General features: G+C 76.6%; 8 protein-coding genes. 1 reads left to right on the plus strand and 7 read right to left on the minus strand.

Features of this window, described 5'->3' with window-relative positions; translation table 11 throughout:
* Nucleotides 1–8: 8 nt before the first annotated feature.
* The 7 genes from ACIBCA_RS08830 to ACIBCA_RS08860 all read right to left on the minus strand — a co-directional run bounded on the left by ACIBCA_RS08830 (nucleotide 9) and on the right by ACIBCA_RS08860 (nucleotide 15240).
* The gene (locus ACIBCA_RS08830) at nucleotides 9–2078 is read right to left on the minus strand and encodes a hypothetical protein (RefSeq protein WP_396282139.1); all 2070 of its coding nucleotides are present in this window, start codon (nucleotides 2076–2078) and stop codon (nucleotides 9–11) included.
* The gene (locus ACIBCA_RS08835) at nucleotides 2075–5791 is read right to left on the minus strand and encodes a DUF5682 family protein (RefSeq protein WP_396282140.1); all 3717 of its coding nucleotides are present in this window, start codon (nucleotides 5789–5791) and stop codon (nucleotides 2075–2077) included. The genes ACIBCA_RS08830 and ACIBCA_RS08835 overlap by 4 nt, the downstream gene beginning before the upstream one ends.
* A 4-nt stretch (nucleotides 5792–5795) precedes the next feature.
* Nucleotides 5796–7010, minus strand: a complete 1215-nt coding sequence (locus tag ACIBCA_RS08840) for an AAA family ATPase (protein WP_396282141.1) — start codon at nucleotides 7008–7010, stop codon at nucleotides 5796–5798.
* Nucleotides 7007–12235: a hypothetical protein gene (locus tag ACIBCA_RS08845; RefSeq protein WP_396282142.1), complete on the minus strand. Its 5229-nt coding sequence runs from the start codon at nucleotides 12233–12235 to the stop codon at nucleotides 7007–7009. The genes ACIBCA_RS08840 and ACIBCA_RS08845 overlap by 4 nt, the downstream gene beginning before the upstream one ends.
* Nucleotides 12232–13101 carry a DUF4132 domain-containing protein gene (locus ACIBCA_RS08850; protein ID WP_396282143.1) on the minus strand — a complete coding sequence of 290 codons (870 nt, stop codon included), beginning with the start codon at nucleotides 13099–13101 and terminating at the stop codon, nucleotides 12232–12234. The genes ACIBCA_RS08845 and ACIBCA_RS08850 overlap by 4 nt, the downstream gene beginning before the upstream one ends.
* A 216-nt stretch (nucleotides 13102–13317) precedes the next feature.
* Nucleotides 13318–14100 carry an ABC transporter ATP-binding protein gene (locus tag ACIBCA_RS08855; RefSeq protein ID WP_396282144.1) on the minus strand — a complete coding sequence of 261 codons (783 nt, stop codon included), beginning with the start codon at nucleotides 14098–14100 and terminating at the stop codon, nucleotides 13318–13320.
* Between the two features lie 117 nt (nucleotides 14101–14217).
* Complete coding sequence (locus ACIBCA_RS08860) at nucleotides 14218–15240, minus strand: ABC transporter substrate-binding protein (protein ID WP_396282145.1); 1023 nt, start codon at nucleotides 15238–15240, stop codon at nucleotides 14218–14220.
* 117 nt (nucleotides 15241–15357) lie between these two features.
* Here ACIBCA_RS08860 and fhuB point away from each other — a divergent pair, with 117 nt between their 5' ends.
* Nucleotides 15358–17577 (plus strand): Fe(3+)-hydroxamate ABC transporter permease FhuB, encoded by a 2220-nt coding sequence (gene fhuB, locus ACIBCA_RS08865; RefSeq protein WP_396282146.1) that lies wholly within the window; start codon nucleotides 15358–15360, stop codon nucleotides 17575–17577.
* Nucleotides 17578–17590 lie beyond the last annotated feature (13 nt).

Genomic DNA, 17590 nt, shown 5'->3' on the forward strand with positions numbered 1-17590 from the left:
CCCCCGCCTCAGCCCTCCCCCGGCCCCGCCCAGGCGGCGGTGCACAGGGCCGTGGCGAGCGCCTCGGTGTAGCAGGCGGCCGCCAGCCAGGCGGTGGCGAAGCCGTCGTGGTCGTCGGGGATCACCCGGCCGAACACGTCGCGGCGCTGGTTCGCCGACTCGGCCCGCAGGCCGTCGAGCAGTTCGGCGGCCGTGGCCAGCCCGGCGGTGCCCAGCAGGCGGCGGTCGGCCGCCGCTCCGGCCTCGCCCGGGGCGAGGGCGTGGCGGCCGGTGGTGACCGTCTGCGCGACCCGGCGGGCGAGCACGTGCACGGGCGGTGAGGCGGGGGCGGGTCGGAGCTCCTCGGGCGCTGCGGCGGTCGCCGGTGTCACGGCGGAGGCGGGGACGGGCAGGTCGGCGGGCAGGCCGGCGGGCAGGTCGGCGGTCTGGAGGCGTTCGAGGCCCAGGCTCATCCGTCCGGCCCGGTCGGCGGGCAGGGTGGGGCCTTCGCCCTGCCCGTCCGGGGGTGCGCCGAGGGCGAGCAGGCGCAGCTCGGGGCGGTCGGAGCGCTCCAGGCGGCCGATGACCCGCAGCCGCAGGCCGGGTGCGGTGGCGAGCAGGGCGAGGTTCTCCCGGTACGGCAGGCCCGGGTGTTCGTGACCGGCGGTCAGCGCCACCACCAGGGCGTCCCCGCCTGCTTCGTGCTCGGTCGGCCCGTGCTCGCCCGGCCCGTGCTCGGCCCGTCCGTGCTCGCCCGGCCCGTGCTCGGCCCGTCCGTGCTCGCCCGGCCCGTACTCGGCCCGTCCGTACTCGGTCGGCCCGTGCTCGCCCGGTGCGTCGCAGCGGGCGAGCAGTTGCGGGGCGCCGTCCGGGCCGGTGGGGGCCGCGCCGAGCAGGGTGACGTCCAGGAAGAGCAGGTCGGAGCCGGCCGGGCGGGTCTCGTACGGCGCCTCCTGCGCATCGAGGGCCCGGGCGACCTGTTCGGCGACGGGTACGGACCAGAGCCGGGCCGCCGGTTCGGCCGTCCACGCGGCGCCCGAGGCGCGCACCGCCCGGACGGAGGCGCCCGCGCCGAGGCGGCCGGCGGCGGACCTGGTCGCGCCCTGCACGGACAGGCCCGCGCGGCTGAACTCGCGGTGGCTGAGCGAGGCGTCGCCGAGGCGCACCGGCCGGTTGCCCGCGCCGACCGCCTGGCCGGGGGCGGCGGCCGCGTCGGTGTGCGGCATGACCTCGGCGATGGTGCTCAGCCGGCCGTCCGCGTCCACGGCCCAGCTGACGACTCCGGCGTGGGTGGCGGTCAGCACCGGTTCGACGAACAGGCCGTGCAGGCGCAGCCCGCCCTCCGGCTCGTACGTCTGGCGGGCGGTGCCGCGCAGGTCGGCGAGCGGGGTGTGGGGGGCCTCGGAGGTCAGGGCCTTGGTGAGGCCGAGCAACTCCCGTAGGGCGGCGACGAGATCGGCCAACCGGTGCTCCGGCGCGCCGGAGCGGGCGGCGCGCAGCCGGCCGACCACGGCGACCGCCGCCGCACCCGGGCGGTACAGGCCCGCCAGCCGGGCGACGTGGGCGGCGCGCAGCAGCTCGGCCTGGGCGACGGCCCCGGCCGCGCTGACCCCGGCGGCCAGCACGGCGCCGGCGGCGCGGTGGAGGTGGCGGGCGGCGGCGAGTTCGGACGGGGTGAGGGTGGGCTCCTCCAGCGGATGGTCTGCGGCCTGGGCCTGGACCTGAGCCGCGGCCTGAGCCGGGGCCTCGGCCGGGGTCCCGGCGAGCGGTGACGGCTCCGGCGGCTCCGGGGCCTCGTCCGCGAGCGGGCAGAGGGTGACGGCCGCGGCGCGGTGTACGCAGGCCGGGGCGAGCAGGCAGCCGCAGCGCACGTCGCCCGCGGTGGCGACCACCCCGCCGGGGGCGTGCAGGACGAGGAGCGTCTCCTCGTCGACCTCGACCCGCCACTGCCCGTCGGCCTTCGCCACCGGGCACTGCGCCAGCTTCGCCGCCGCGCCGTCCAGCCGCTTCTGCAGCCGGGCGCTCAGCCCGGACACCACCTCGGCGACCACCTCGGGCCGCACCGCCGGCCAGCCGGCGGCGTTCGTCGTCTCGCTCATCGCACCTTCTCCCCCACCCAGCGGGCCAGTTCCAGCGGGCTCAGCGCCGCCACGGGCATGCCGGCCGCGACCAGTTGGCCCGCGACCGCCTTCGAATAGCGGGCCGTGCCGGTGTCGTCCAGCGAGGCGCAGCCGAGCAGCTGCACGCCGGAGTCCACCAGCGCCCGGGTCTGGGTCAGCAGGGGGCCCAGCGGGCCGCCCTCCTCGAAGTCGCTGATCACGGCGACCAGCGTGCGCGAGGGCACCGTCACCAGTTCGCGGGCGTAGCGCAGGCCGGTCGCGATGCTGGTGCCGCCGCCGACCCGCACCTCGAGGAGGAGGCTGAGCGGGTCGGCCACACGCTCGGTCAGGTCGACGACCTCGGTGGAGAACGCCACGAAGTGGGTGCTCAGTGAGGGCACCCCGGCCAGGATGGCGGCCGTCAGCGCCGCCCAGACCGTCGAGGCCTCCATCGAGCCGGAGACGTCGACGACGAGGACCAGCCGCCAGTCGTTGGCCTGCCGCGCCCTGGTCCGGAACACCGGGCGCTCGGGCACGATCAGGGTGCCGCCGTCCGGGCCGGGGCGGGCGGTGGCGAGGTTGGCGCGGATGGTGCGGTCGAGGTCCAGCCCGCCGCCCGGCCTGCGGGACGGGCGCGGCACCGCGATCCCGGTCAGGGCCGGGCGCAGCCTGGTCGCCAGTTCGCGGCTCAGCTCGTCCACCAGGCGGCGCACCAGCGGGCGCAGATTGGCCAGGCGTGCCTCCGGCATGCCCCCGGCGTGGTCGAGCACCGTGCGCAGCAGGTCGACGGAGGGCTGTACGGAGGCCGGGTCGATGGCCTCGATGACGTCGGTGCGGCCCCGCTCGACGGCGGCGGCGAGCACCTCCTCGCGTACGCCCGGGCCGAACAGCGACTCCAACTCCTCGGCCCACTCGCGGACTCCGGGGTAGGGCGCCTCGCGGCCCCCGCGGTTGCCTCCTCGGTTGCCGCCTCGGCTGTCCAGGCCCGGGCCGGAGCCCTCGCCGTGGCCGGAGCCGTACAACTCGTCGAGCGCGGCGGCGAGTCGGGCGCCCCGGCCCTGCGGGGCGGCGCCGCCGGGGCGGCCGAGCAGCAGGCGCCAGCGTTCGGCGGGGGCGAGGGCGTGGGCGGCGTCGTGGGGCGTGGCCGCGGGCGCGGTCGGGGTCGGGATCGGGATCGGGGTGTTCGGCCTCGGGGGCTGCGCGGTCCGGGTCTCGGGCGCGGTGTCTTCCCGCTGCGGGAGGAGGCCCTGGCGGGCGAGGGCGGCGCGGGCGGCCAGGTCGGCGCGGACCCAGCCGGCGACCACGGCCGGGCCGACCTCCTCGGGCAGGTCGGTGAGCCGGGTGCCCAGCCGCTCCTCCACCAGGGTCAGCAGCCGGTCCCGGGCGGCGGGGCTGAGCGTGTCGAAGCCGCCGCGCAGGGCGGGCAGGCGTGCCAGGAAGGCGTCGTCGGCCAGCGAGCCGACGCGCTCCAGCAGCGGCTCCAGCGCCTCGGGCGCGCTGTCGAAGAGGCCCTCGGCGGCGGTGAGCAGGCCGACCAGGCTGCGACCGAGCACGCGGCGGGCCTCCGGCCCCGCCGCCCCGTCGACCCAGGACGCGGCCCGCCCGCCGAGCACCTCCGCCCGCTCCTGCCCGAGCAGGACCCGCACGGCACCGGCCGCGCCCCGCACCAACGGGCTGCCCCGGTCGGCGAGTTCGGCCAACAGGTGCGCCAGCCGCACCCCACCGCGCAGGTCGGCCCGGCGCGCCAGCTCCACCAGCGCCCGCGCGTCCCCGGGCTCGTCCGACCCGGCCACGCCCTCCACCTGCCGCACGGCGGCGACCGTCAGCACCTCGACGGCGGCGGCCAGCGGTCCGCCGGGGGCGGAGGTGTCCGGCGCCGTGCCGGGCGCGGTGTCGGGCGGGGTGAAGGCGGCGGGGTCCAGGGGCAGGTGGGAGGCGGTGAGGCGGTCGAGGAGGGTGAGGGCGGCGAGGAGGTCGGGGAGGGTCGCGGTGGTGGGCAGGGCGGTGGTGAGCTGGGTGAGGCGGGTGGTGGCGAGGGCGGGGAGGGCGCAGGAGGCGGCGGCGGTGAGGCCCTCGATGATCTCGCCCGGGGTGGGCTGGTCGGTGAGGCGGGCGCGCAGGGCGCCTTCGGCGGCTTGGGCGGGGGTGACGCCGCGGGTGGAGGCGACGGTGAGCATGGCGGCGGTGGCCGGGGTCCAGTGGAGGCGCCAGCGGGTGCCGAGGGTTTCGAGGCCCCCGGCGCCGGTGCTCGGGACGGGGTCCGCGTAGGGGACGGCGCAGGCGGTGAGGCGGTGGAAGAGGATCTCGCGGCGGCGGTCGAGGGCGCTGCGCTGGGAGTCCAGGCGCAGTTCGCGGGGGCCGGGGTCCTCGGGACCGGGGAGGCCGAGTTCGGCGAGGCGGGCTTCGACGGCGGGGGCGAGTCCGCTGCGCGGGGCGGCCGGGGTGGGGCGGCCGGTGCGGGTGCCGATGAGGACGCGTTCGAGGGCGCGGGCGACGGCCCGGCCCCGGCCGAGGGGTTCGCCCTGGGCGAGGACGGTCTGGACGGCTTCGATGAGTTCGCCGCGCCCGGGGGCGGCGTGGCCGCGCAGGCGGGCGAGGTCGCCGGTGAGGCGGACGATCTCGCGGGCGTCGGCGGGGCCGCTGGGGTGGTCGTCGGCGCGCAGGGCGGCGCAGATGCGGACGGCGGTGTCGGTGAGGGCGTCGTGGAGGCGCCGGGGGTCGGCGGCGGCGTCCAGGACGGTGTGCTGCCATTCGGGGTCGCGGATGCCGGCCGGGTAGCCGGAGCGGGCGTCGAGGAGCGGGTAGGTGTACGGGATCAGGGACAGGACGTGGCTCGGCTCGCCCTGGTCGGCGGCGTCGCGGGCGTCGGGGGTCTCGGGCACGTCGGAGGTCTCGGGGGCCTGTTCCTTCGCGACGGGGCCCTCGAGGAGGGCCGGGGCGTGGAAGGCGCCGATGACGACGGCGGCGCGGCGCCCGCCCGCGGTGGCCTCCTGGATGCGGGCGCGCATCCAGGCTTCGCGCTGTTCGTCGTACGGGTCGACGCCGGGGCCGTTCTCGGCGTCGTGGCGCAGGGCCCAGCCGACGAGCAGGGCCGCGCGGCGCACGGCCTCGGGGGTGGAGCCGGGGGCGGCGGTCTCGACGAGGCGGTCCCACAGATCCTCGTCGGAGGCGCGGCCGGTGAGGCGGCGGCGCAGCGCGTCGCCCAGGCCGGGGCGGGGGCCGGGGCCGGGCCCGGGGGTGCGCGCGGCGCGGTGGGCGAGGGGCAGGTCGCAGGCGACGGCGGGGACGCCGTTGCGCCGGGCCCAGCGCAGGGCGACCAGTTCCGGGGAGAAGTCGGCGAACGGGTAGAAGGCGGGCCCGGCCGTCTCGTCCCCGGAGGCCGGGGCGGCGGCGAGGGCGACGGGGGCGGTGGTGCGTTCGTCGGCCAGGTGGTCGAGCCAGGGCTGGAACTCGGCGGGGAGCTCGATCAGCACCGTCTCGGGCCGGGCGGCCTCGAGCAGCGCGGGCAGGACCGCGCTGAGGGACGGCGCGTGGTGGCGCACGCCGATCAGGTAGGGGCCGGGCCGGCCGGAGCCGGAGGCGGCCAGCCGGTCGGTGGCCGCCGTGACGGCGGCCTGGTCGGCTCCCTCGGTCCCGCCCGTCGGGGCGGCCCCGCCCGTCGGAGCGGGCGGGGGCGTGGGTGCGGGCGTCACCGCGCTGCTCGAGACCGTCATCTGCTCACGCCTCCAGTGCCGAACGAAGGTCCCACAGCGTGCGCCAGGTGGCGGCGCCCTGTTCGGCGCGGCGGCGCACCGGGCCGTCCCAGTAGCCGAGGAGCCGGGCGGCGTCGGCCGGGTCGTCCTTGCGGACGACGCCGAGGAGTTGGCCGGGCAGGCGGCCGAGGAGGTCGCCGCCGTCGGGCAGGTAGGCGGCGGTGACGCCGAGGGCGGTGGCCACGGAGACGGCTTCGGCGGTGCTCATCACGGTGGAGGGGCGTTCGACGTCCCAGCCTTCGGTGGAGCGACCGGTGCGCAGGTCCCGGAAGGCGGTGACGAGGGCTTCGAGGACGGCGTCGTCCACCGCGTAGGCGGCGCCGGCGCGGGCGACGGCGGTGGTGGACTGGCGACGCACCAGCTCGACCTCGGCGGCGAGGCTGCCGATGGGGCCGACCGTCTCGAAGTTGAAGCGCCGCTTGAGGGCGGCGGACATCTCGCTGACGCCCTTGTCGCGCAGGTTGGCGGTGGCGATCAGGGTGAAGCCGGCGGCGGCGTGCAGCTGCCCGTCCGGGGTGCCGGCCAACTCGGGGACGGCGATGCGCCGTTCGGAGAGCAGGGAGACGAGCGCGTCCTGCACCTCGGGCAGGCAGCGGGTGACCTCCTCGACGCGGGCGACGGCCCCGGTGGTCATGGCGGCGAGCACCGGGGAGGGGACGAGGGCCTCGCGGCTGGGGCCCTTGGCGAGCAGCAGGGCGTAGTTCCAGCCGTACTTGAGCTGGTCCTCGGTGGTGCCGGCGGTGCCCTGGACGGTGAGCGCGCTGGTGCCGCAGACGGCGGCGGCGAGCAGCTCGGAGAGCATGGACTTGGCCGTGCCGGGCTCGCCGACGAGCAGCAGGCCGCGCTCCCCGGCGAGGGTGACGACGCAGCGTTCGACGAGGGCGCGCTCGCCGACGAACTTCTGCTCGATGGCGAGGCTCCTGCGTCCGGCCTTGAGCTTCTCGCCGTCGCTGCCCATGACGAAGGTGACGACGGCGCGCGGGGTGAGCCGCCAGCCGGGCGGGCGGGGGCCGGCGTCGTGGGCAGCGAGGAACTCCAGTTCGGCGGCGTGCTTCTCCTCGGGCGGGACGATCTGCCGCTCGACCGAGTCGGGCCGCCCGAGCGTGGCGGCGGTCGTGGTCACGGCGGTCGTGGTCACGGGGGTCGTGGTCACGGGGGTCGTGGAGGTGGTGGCGGTCATCGGGTGGCCTTCCTGCGCTTGCCGGTCTGGAGCTCTTCGTAGCCGGGGACGTCGCCGTCGAGGGTGCGCTGCCAGGCGAGGGCGAACAGCTCGGGGACGGACCGGTGCGGCAGCGCCGGCTGGTGGGTGCTGGTGGGGTACAGGGCGGACTTCCAGGTCTCGACGGGCAGGGCGGGGCTCCTGGCCTCCTGCCAGCCGCAGGGCAGGAAGAGGCTGCGCCCGGCCCGGGAGCGCTTGGCCTCCAGCACCAGGCTGGTGGCGGCGAGTTCGGCGCGGGCCTTCTTGAGCCGGGCGGGCTTCCAGCCCGTCCAGCGGGCGACGTTGCGGTCCGTGGGGTCGGGCAGGGCGAGGAGCTGGAGGTAGAGGGCGGCGGCGTCCTCGCCGAGGCCGTGGGTGCGGGCCGCCTCGGCGACCAGCTCGGGCACGGAGTGCTGCGGGTTCTGCAGCCACAGCGCCCCGGGGGCGTTCTCGGCGCCCGCCTGCGGCGAGGTGCCCGAGGCGGCGGCCGAGACGGTGCCCGAAGCGGCGGCCGCCAGGCGCTCGAGCTCGCCGCCGAGCACCGCGGCGACGGCGAGCTGGTCGCTGCCGTACCAGTGGGAGCCGCGCAGGCCGTCGATCAGGGCGAGCAGCGGGTCGTCCGCGCCGGTGAGCCCGGAGGGGCGCACCCACACCCACTCGACCTCGTTGCTGTACGGGCTGAGGACGATGGCCGGCCCGCAGCGCACCAGACCGTCCTTGTCGGCCCCGCCCTCGGCCGGCAGGCCGTGGTGGGCGCGCAGGACGGGGGCCATCGGGCCGCCCTTGGCGGTGTAGAGGAGGTGCAGGTCGAGCAGCAGCTCCGGGTCGGCGAGGCGGGTGCGCAGCGCCTCGGCCGCCGGGGGCAGCAGGGGCCGCAGCGGGCTGTCGGCGGGCAGGTGGTAGGCGAGCCAGCGCAGGGCCTGGACGGCCTGGTGGAGGTCGCCGTGGCCGGGGACGGCGGAGGAGTCCTCGGGTGCGAGGCGGGAGTGGCCGTCGGTGGTGAGCCGGTAGCGGGTGGTGCCGGTGATCCAGGGGGTGTGGCCGGGGTTGAGGACGACCTTGATGTGCTCGATGGAGGTGCCCTTGACGGTGGGGTGGACCTCCTCGGGGAGGGTGACGAGCCGTCCGAAGTGGCCGATCCAGGCCTCGGCCGCGGCGGCGAGGTCGGGGCCCTGCGTCCACAGGACCTTGGGGTCCTCCGGCAGGAGGGCGGCCCAGACGTCCATGATCGCCTCGTGGTCGTGGCGGCGCAGCCATTCCTTGGCGGCCACGGCCTCGGCGGACTTGAGGCCGAGTTCGGCGATCCGCTCGTCGGGCAGGTTGAGGCCGCTCCAGTGGAGGAGGGCGGGCGGCGGGCAGAGCAGCAGGGTGGCGCGGGCGCGGCCGATGCCGGTGAGTTCGGCGAAGGCTTCGGCCCGGGCCCGGTCGAAGGGGATGCTGTGGTACAGGGCGGCGAGGCGCCAGAACTTCTCGGTCCAGGCGGTGCTGACGCGCTCGCGGGTGTCGCGCTCGGCGGTGGTGGTGAAGTGGGCGACGGGGCCGAAGACGCCGCTGGGGTCGTGGTCGACGGCCAGCCATTCGACGGTGCCGTGCTGCTGGTGGTGGTTGCGCAGGCCGAGGATGACGACGGTGCGGTCGCCGTGGCGCAGCACCTGGCCCTGGCGCTGGGTGGCCGGGTCGGCGCCGGTGGAGCGCGGCCCGGTCTCGCGCAGGGTGATCTCACGCAGGGTGGCTCCGCGGTCGGCGAGCACGCCCTTGTCGAGGTGGCCGAGGAGCTGGACGAGCGAGGAGCGTCGGGCGGGCACGGTGAGCGGGTTGGCGATGCCCTGGGCGAGCACGTGCAGGCGGCCGAGGACGTGCAGCCAGCCGTGGTGGTGGACGCCGCCGAGCAGGTCGACGGTGGCGGGGGTGGACCAGCCCTCGCCCTGGGCGGGCGGCGGGTCGGCGAGGACGGCGGTGACGGTGCGCAGGTTGTTGAGCGTCCACCAGCGGCCGGAGGTGTCCCGACCGCCGCCGAAGCCTCCGACGTTCGGCAGTACGGAGGTGACGGCCTCGCTCAGCTGCTGGTCGTCGCCGTGGTCGGGCCGGTACTCGGCGGCCTGGGCCTTGGTGGGCTTGCTCGCCTCGGGCTGGGCCACGTACCGGGCGACGCGGTCGAGCAGGGTCGCGGCGTGGCGGGCGAGGCCCGCGACTCCGGCGAGCAGCAGGGGGTGGCCGATCGCGGGCAGCAGGGCGCCGACGGCGGTGACGGGCAGGGTGTGGCGGCTGGGCTCGCCCTGGTGGGCGATGCGGCGGCGCACGCCCTGGACGGTGAGCCAGCGCTGCTCGTCCTCGGGGACGGGCCGGGTGTCGACGGGCCAGGCGGTGTCGATCAGTTCGGCGGCGAGCACCGTGTCGACGCCGCGCAGGGCGCGGGAGCCGGCCTCGTCGCGGGGGCGCAGGCTGTGCCAGTGGTCCAGCGGCGGGACGAGGGCCGTACCGGCGGCGAAGAGGTGTCCGACCCGGCAGGGCTGGAGGTCGGCGGTGCGGTCGCCCGGCGCGGCGAGGTCGGGCAGGGTGAGGGCGAGCGTGTCGCAGGTGTTCAGGCCGCTGGTGCCGAGGACGACGGGGCTGGCCTCGCCGGGCAGGGCGAGTCGGCCGACGGCGACGTTGTCGGGGCGTTCGCCGGTGATCGGCAGGGCGATGCGCTGCCCGGCGGCGGTGACGGTGGTGGCGGCGCGGCCGGCGGCGATGCGGACCCAGTGGCCGAGGACGGTGCCGTCGGTGCCGAGCGGGGTGCCTTCCAGACCGGGCTGCAGGGGCAGTAGCCGGGTGCTCTCCCCGGCGAGCCGGCCGTCCTGGGCGTTGGCGGCGAAGGCGGGCGGTTCGCTGGCGCGGCCCACGGCGCCGGTCCTGGCGTCGAGTTCGTACAGGCCGTAGGCGCCGTTGTGGTGGCGCAGCGTCCAGTGGCCGGTGCCGTCGCCGAGGAGGCGGTGCTCCTCGGGCAGGCGGGTGTCGCCCGGGTGCAGGGGGCGTTCGCCGAAGCTGCGGCCGCCGCCGGGCAGCGGGAGGGAGGTCCTCTCGGGGTGCACGTCGCCGTAGTGGTAGCCGGCGATGGTGGCGCCGCCGATCTCGATCCGCTCGTCGGGGCGGCTGGACCAGTAGCCGACCTGCTTGTCGTCCTCCTGCCAGGCGACGAGGAGTTCGCCGTCGACGAAGCGCATCCGGGGGCGGTTCCAGTGCGCGTCGAGCTTGGGCACGCGCAGGGTGTGGTCGAGGACGAGGCCCTGGGGGCCGACGACCAGGGCGCGGCCCTTGCGGCTGAGGACGAGGTGGGGCCAGGCGTCCTCGATGTTCAGGCCGTTGAGGAGGAGGCCGCCGAAGCCGGGGGTCTTGGCGGCGCCGGTGGCGGTGGATTCCGCGGCGGGTTCCGTGGTGGGTTCCGCGGTGTCTTCCGTGGTGGGTTCGGCCGGGTCGGCGAGGGTGGCCAGGGCCTCTTCGAGGGCGGGCCAGCCGAGTTCGTCGAGGATGCCGGCGGTGAGGGCGCCGGCGAGCAGCCCGGCGACGTCGAGGGAGGCGATCCGCTCGCCGGCGGCCGGGGCGATGGTGCGGATGGTGGTGCGGTGGGCGTCGAGGGAGCGGACGAGGTCGGCGGCTGCGGCCAGGCCCCGGGTGGCGTCGAGTTCGTCGGCGCGCTCCTCGGCCCATTCGACGAACAGCTCGCGCAGCAGCGGCACGGCGGGCGACTCGCGCACGACGGCGATCTCCCAGGCGGCCGGGGCGGCGGCGCGCAGCAGCGGCCGGTAGCGCGGGTCGGCCGCGATGGCGGTGAGGGGCGCGCCGGTGTCGTCGCCCTTCTCCGCCCAGTACTTGACGCCCAGGCCGAGGTCGGCGGGCGGGTCGGCGACGGGCACGCCCGCGGCCAGCAGGGCGTCGAGCAGGTCGAGGTGGTGGAAGTCGACGCGCAGGCCGAGGAACAGGTCGACGGGGGTGGCGTCGTCGATCAGGCGCTGCGTCATCCGGCCGACGAGGGCGAGGGTGGCGGGGCAGTTGGTGCGCGTCGGCCAGCCGCGGCGCACGTGGCGGCACCAGGTGGCGAGCCAGGCGGCGGCGGGCTCGGCGCCCTCGGCACGGGGACCGGTGAGCTGGGCCTCGGCGCCGGTCTCGGCGAGCAGGGCGAGCCAGGCGGCGTCGCGCTCGGCGGCGTCGCCGCCGTCGGACTCGGGCAGCAGCTCCAGCAGGCGGGCGCGTACGGCCGGTTCGCGCAGGCCGAGTTCGACGAGCCGGTCGTGCCAGGACTTCCAGAACGCGGCGGGCGCCCGGTTGACGGCCGGGGAGTCCAGCAGTTCGGCGAGCAGGGCCTGTTCGTTCTCGGTGCGGTCGATCCCGGCGGCGCGGATCAGGGAGCGGGCGTCCTCGGCGACCCCGGCGTAGGGGGCCATGCCGGCGGCCGAGCGCTCGGTGCACAGCTGGCGGAAGCGGTGCCAGGCGGTCAGCGGGTCGAGGCGCTTGGAGAGCTCCTTGACGTACTGGCGCAGGGCCTTGACGGTGAGGGCGCCGGCGAGGGCGAACTCGAGGAAGACGGTGCGCAGCCGCTCCTCGTCGACGGCGAGGCCGTGGGTGCGCTCGGCCTCGCGGGCCTTGCCGAACCAGGCGGCGGCGTAGGTCTGGTTGCCCTGGGCGAGGAAGATCCGGCCGACCTCCTCGCAGTAGGTGGGCAGGAAGTGCGGCACGGCGCGGCCCAGGCGGGTGGCGAGCGCGCTGAAGCCGTCCTTGGCGGCGCCGGGCTTGGACTTCACCTGGCGGGCGAGGCGCTCCATCTCCTTGACCAGGGCGAGGGCGTGGTGGCCGTTGGCCGGGTCGTTGACGAGTGCCCAGGCGGGGAAGCCGAGGGCCTCCTGGCGGACCTGGCCGACCTCGGCGGGGGCGTGGTCGGGGGTCAGGCCCAGGAAGTCGAGGGCGGCGTCCTCGGCCTGGCCGAGCGCGCCGGGGACGAGCCGGACGATGCGGCGGCCGTCCAGCGCGGGGTGGGCGTAGGTGCGGGCGGTGAGCACGTCGGCGGCGGAGTCGGGGCGGCCGGCGTCGGGCAGGGTGCCGGCGGGCAGCACGGCACCGGCGTCGAGCAGGGCGGCCGCCGAGACGGCGCTCCGGTCGGTGCCGGCCAGGACGGTGCCGGCCTGGTTGGTGTCGGCCAGAACAGTGGTGGTGGTCAGGACGGTGGCGGTCATTCGGCTTCCTCCCCGGTGATCGTGCGGCCCGCGTACAGTGCGGCGGCCATGCGCATGCCCTCGGACCAGGCGACGGGGCCGACCTCGGACAGCGGCAGGGAGCGGCCGTCCGGGCCCGCCCAGCTGAGTGTGCCGGTCTCGCAGGCGTCGTACTCGTAGTAGTCGCCGACCCAGACGCGGGCCTCGACGGTGCGGCCGCCCTCGGTGACGGACTGCACGGCGTAGCCGCCGCGCACCCGGCAGCCCAGCCGGTTGCAGCGGCCGACCAGTTCGCGCAGCTCCCGGTAGCGGCCGCCGGCGTAATCGTCGACGGAGGTGCCGGCGGAGGTGTCGGCCCGCAGGTCGGCGGGCTTGTGCCAGACCTCGCGGTAGAGCTGCTGGACGCGCTGGGAGACGCCGAGTTCGACGGCGAACTCGCGCAGCTCCTCCAGGTCGGGCAGCAGGACGGGGTGGGGTATGAGGACCTCGGCGTCGGTGAGCCGCACGGTGTCCCCGTCGAGGTCGACGAGGCCGAGGCCGCGCTCGGCGTCGGCCCCGCGCAGGAAGCCGGTGACGGAGCCGTCGGCGCCGGTGACCACGAGGTCGCGCAGGACGGCCTGCCAGGCTTCGTCGGCCCAGACGGCGGTGAGCACGGCGGCGGGCACCGGCAGCGACCGGACCATCCAGCGCTCGGCGTCCTCCAGGCAGCGCCGCTCGTGGCCCGAGAGCCACTCGGCGAGCTGCTTGAGCTGAGTGACCACCGGGTCGTCGTTGAGCTTCGACGGGAGGGACTTCAGGTCACGCCCGGCCGCGTTGCGGCACAGCACCCTTCCCTCCGCGTCAAGCGTGACGCGGTACCCTCCCGCGCCCGTCTCCACCCATGCCACGGCCGTACTCCTCCCACCCGGAAAACGGGATACTGGTCGCCTTTGATCCGAAGGTGATCGGCGATGCGAGGAACGTAGCGAGGCCCACTGACAACCGGACGGGCGGGTCCCCCCTAGTCCTTGACCTGCGGAGTTCAAACCGCTCGCACGAGTGAACGAGGACCAACGATCCGACGGGGCCCGGCGGTTGGTGGAAGGTGGTGGGGACAGGGGGTGTCAGGCCACGGGCGCCCGGGGCACGATCACCGGCGCCCCGTCGTCCGGCGCGGCCAGCACCTGGCTGTCGATGTCGTACAGCGCCCGCACCAGCGCCGCGTCCACGACCTCGCGCGGCGGGCCGCAGGCCACCACCGCGCCGTCGCGCAGCGCGACCACCAGGTCCGCGTACCGGGCCGCCGCCGCGAGGTCGTGCAGCACCATGACGACGGTGCGCCCGCCCGCCGCGACCTGCCGCACCAGCTCCAGCACCTCGACGGCGTGCCCGAGGTCGAGCGCGCTGGTCGGCTCGTCGAGCAGGACCACGGGCGTGTCCTGGGCGAGCACCATGGCCAGCCAGCAGCGCTGGCGCTGACCGCCGGAGAGCCGGTCCAGGCGCCGGTCGGCCAGGTCCTCGACGCCGGTGGCGCGCAGGGCCTCGGAGGTGAGCCGCTCATCCTCGGGCGACCACTGCCGGAACAGCCCCTGATGGGGGTGGCGGCCGTAGCGCACCAGGGCGGCGACGGTGACGGCCTCGGGCGCCTGCGGGCTCTGCGGCAGCAGCGCGATGCGGTGCGCGGCCTGGCGCGGGCGCAGCCGCCACACGTCCTCGCCCCCGACCAGGACCCGCCCGCCCTCGGGCCTGTGCAGCCGGGCGACGGCCCGCAGCATCGTGGACTTGCCGCAGCCGTTGGGGCCGACCACGGCCACCACCTGCCCGGCGGGGACGGTGAGGTCCACCCCGGCGAGCACCGGGCGCCCCGGGCCGTAGCCGGCGGTGAGCCCTTCGATCGTCAACTCCATGCCGTCCCCCGGGGGTCGTCGTCGTGCGGTGGAAAAGGGGCCGTAGTGCCACTACTTCCGTAGTGCGACCACGCGCGACTACGGAAGTAGTGGCACTACGGAAGCAGTACCGGGGCGTCAGGAGGCCGAGCCGAGCGCCTTGCCGATGTCGCCGATCACGGCCTCCGCGGCGAGCGGGCCGCCGCGGGTGGACCACACGGAGCCGTCGACCGTGACGGCGTGGTTGTTCTTCACGGCGCCCAGTTCCTGGTACGCGGGCTTGGACTGGACGTCCTTCAGCGCGGACTTGCCGTCGTCGGTGAGGGTGGACAGGAACAGCCAGTCCCCGTCGATCTCGTTGAGCTTCTCCAGGCTGAGCGCCGGGCTGTGCGCGTTGCCGTCCTTGTCCTGGGCTGCCGGGCGGGTCAGGCCCATGTCGAGGGCGACGCCGCCGGCGAACTGCTTCTTCTCCATCCAGCTGGGGCCGGTCGGGTTCCAGCGGACGATGGAGACGGCGGCGCCCTTGTTCTTGCCCAGCTCGCCGCCGGCCTTGGTGGCCTTGCCCTCGTACTCGGTGATGACCTTGTTGGCCTGGTCGAGCTTGTTGACGGCGTTGCCGATGCCCCGGAAGGCGAGCTTCCAGTCGTCGGTGGGCGCCATGGTGACGAGCGTGGCGGGGGTGATCTCGCGCAGCTGCTTGAGCATCTGCTCGTCCTGCATGTCGCCGGCCAGGATCAGGTCGGGCTTGGCGGCGATGACCTTGTCCATCACCGGCTGCAGCAGGTTGCCGACCACCGGGACGCCCTGGACCTTGTCCTTGAGGTAGGCGGGCGGCTCGGCCAGGCCCTGGCCGTTGGTGATGCCGACCGGCTTGAGGCCGAGGGCGAGCACCGCGTCGAGGTCCTCCTGGGTGAGGGTGACGATGCGCTTGGGCTCGGCGGGGATCTCGACGGCCTTGCCGGTGGCGTCCTTGACGGTCCGCTTGCCGCCGCCGGCCGCCGGGGAGCCGGAGGCGGAGGAGCCCGAGCCCGAGCCCGAGGACGACGAGGAGGAGCCCGAGGAGCCGCAGCCCGTGAGCAGCAGGGCGACCGCCCCGGTGGCGGCCAGCGCCTGGGCCGCGCGACGGCGGGCGGGGCTGAGCGGGCGACGGGCGAACGGCATGGGTGCCTCCGGGCAACGGTGGTACGGGTGTTGAGCGGCACGCCGGGGAAGGTCCGGGCCGCGGCACGGGGAGAAGGCCCCACCGGGGCGCCCCGATCATTAGGTTAGCCTTACCTTATGACATTGTCGCAACCGGGCGTCCACGCACCGTCCGCACCGCCGCCTCCGGACGCCCCGTCCGGCGCACCGTCCGGCGCACCTGACGGAACGGCTGACGGAACGACGCCACGCCCGGCCGCCCACCGCCGGTGGACCGGCTGGCCGCTCGCCCTCGGCGCGGTGCTCCTCCTGCTGGCCCTGGCCGCGCTGTCCCTGTCCGTCGGCGCCGGCGAGATCGGCCCCGGCCGCGTCCTGGACTACCTGCTCGACCGCGGCGGCGCCCGCTCCGACAGCCGCCTCGCCCTCGTCGTCGGCGACCTGCGCCTGCCGCGCACCGTCACCGCCCTGCTCGTCGGCGCCGCACTCGGCGTCGCCGGCGCCCAGTTGCAGACCGTCACCCGCAACCCGCTCGCCGAGACGGGCCTGCTCGGCGTCAACGCCGGCGCCTCCCTCGGCGTCGTCCTCGGCATCGCCGTCCTCGGCGTGCAGACCTCCTACGGCTACCTCGCCTTCGCCTTCGGCGGCGCCGTCCTCGCCAGCGCCCTGGTGATGCTCGTCGCCAACAGCCGCGGCGCCGGCTCGCCGATGCGCCTGGTGCTCGGCGGCTCCGCCGTCGCCGCGATCTTCCGCGGCCTCACCGACGTCCTGGTCGTCAACTCCCCCGAGGCGTACGAGCGCTACCGCGTCTGGGTACTCGGCTCCCTCGCCGGGGTCGAGGGCTGGACGACGCTGCGCCAGCTCGTGCCCGTCCTCGGCGCCGGGTTCCTGCTCGCCGCCCTGACCGTCCGGCCGCTCACCGCCCTCGCCCTCGGCGACGACCTCGCCCGGGGCCTCGGCCACCGGCCCGGCGCCACCCGCGCCACCGTCGCGTTCGCCGTCACCCTGCTGACCGCCTCCGCCGTCGCCCTCGCCGGGCCCGTCGCCTTCCTCGGCCTGCTCTCCGGCTTCCTCGCCCGCACCGTCGCCGGGCACCGGGTCGGCCGGCTCACCCTGCTCGCCGCCCTGTTCGGCGCCGCCGTCCTCACCGCCTCCGACGTGCTGGCCCGGGTCGTGGCCCGGCCGTTCGAGGCGCCGGTGTCCGTGATCGTCGCGCTGATCGGCGCCCCGGCGCTCATCGCCATCGTCCGCTCCCGCCGCTCCGCCGCCCTCGCCCTCAGCGACCCGGCGGCCGACGCCTCGCCGCCCGCCCAGCGCTCCGAACCCGCCGCCCCCGGGCCCGACCTGCTGCTGCGCGGCGGCGCCTGGTCGCTGCTGCTCCCCCGCCGCGCCCTGCTCGCCTCCCTCGGCCTGGCCGGCGCCCTGCTCGCCGCCGTCGTCGTCTCCGCCCACGCCGGGCAGAGCGAACTCGACCTCGGCCACACCTTCCAGGCCGTGTTCGGCTACGGCGACCGGCTCGACGTCCTGCTGGTGCAGAAGTTCCGCCTCGGCCGGATCGTCGCCGGACTCGCCGCGGGCGCGGCCCTGGGCCTGGCCGGCTGCCTCACCCAGACCCTCGCCCGCAACCGCCTCGCCACCCCCGAACTCCTCGGCGTCAACGACGGCGCCACCGCCGCCGTGCTCATCTCCGTCGGCACCGCCGGCACCTTCGGCGCCTGGTGGGCCGGGCCGCTGGGCGCGCTCGCCGCCGCCTCGGTCGTCGCCCTCGCCTCCGGCGGGCTCGGCGCGCGCGGCTACCGGGTGCTCGTCGTCGGACTCGCGATGTCCGCGCTCGCCTCCGCCGTCATCCAGGTCGCCATGGCCCGCCGCTCGCTCGACTCGGCGGGCTCGCTGTACATCTGGACCTCCGGCAGCCTCAACGGCCGGAACTACGAGGTCGCCACGCCCGTCCTCATCGGGCTCGCCGTCCTGGTGCCGCTCGCACTCGTCGCGGCCCGGCGCCTCGCCGTGCTGCGCTTCGACGACAGCGTGGCCTCCTCCCTCGGCGTCGACCCCGGACGGGTGCGCCTCGCCTGCCTGCTGCTGTCCGTGGCCCTGGCCGGACTGGCCGTCGGCGTCTGCGGCCCGGTCGGCTTCGTCGCGCTCGCCGCACCCGTGATCGCCGGCCGCCTCGCCGGGCCCACCCGGGTGCCGATCCTCGGCTCCGCCCTCACCGGCGCCCTGCTCGTCGTCCTCGCCGACACCCTCGGACGGGTGCTCATCGGCGGCGTCGAGATCCCCGTCGGCATCGTCACCACGGTGCTCGGCGGCCCCTTCCTGCTGTGGGTGCTGCTCGGGCGCGGGCGCAACAGCATCAACTGACCTGAGGAGTCCT

The sequence above is a fragment of the Kitasatospora sp. NPDC051170 genome, from assembly GCF_044455705.1.
Taxonomy (GTDB): Bacteria; Actinomycetota; Actinomycetes; order Streptomycetales; family Streptomycetaceae; genus Kitasatospora.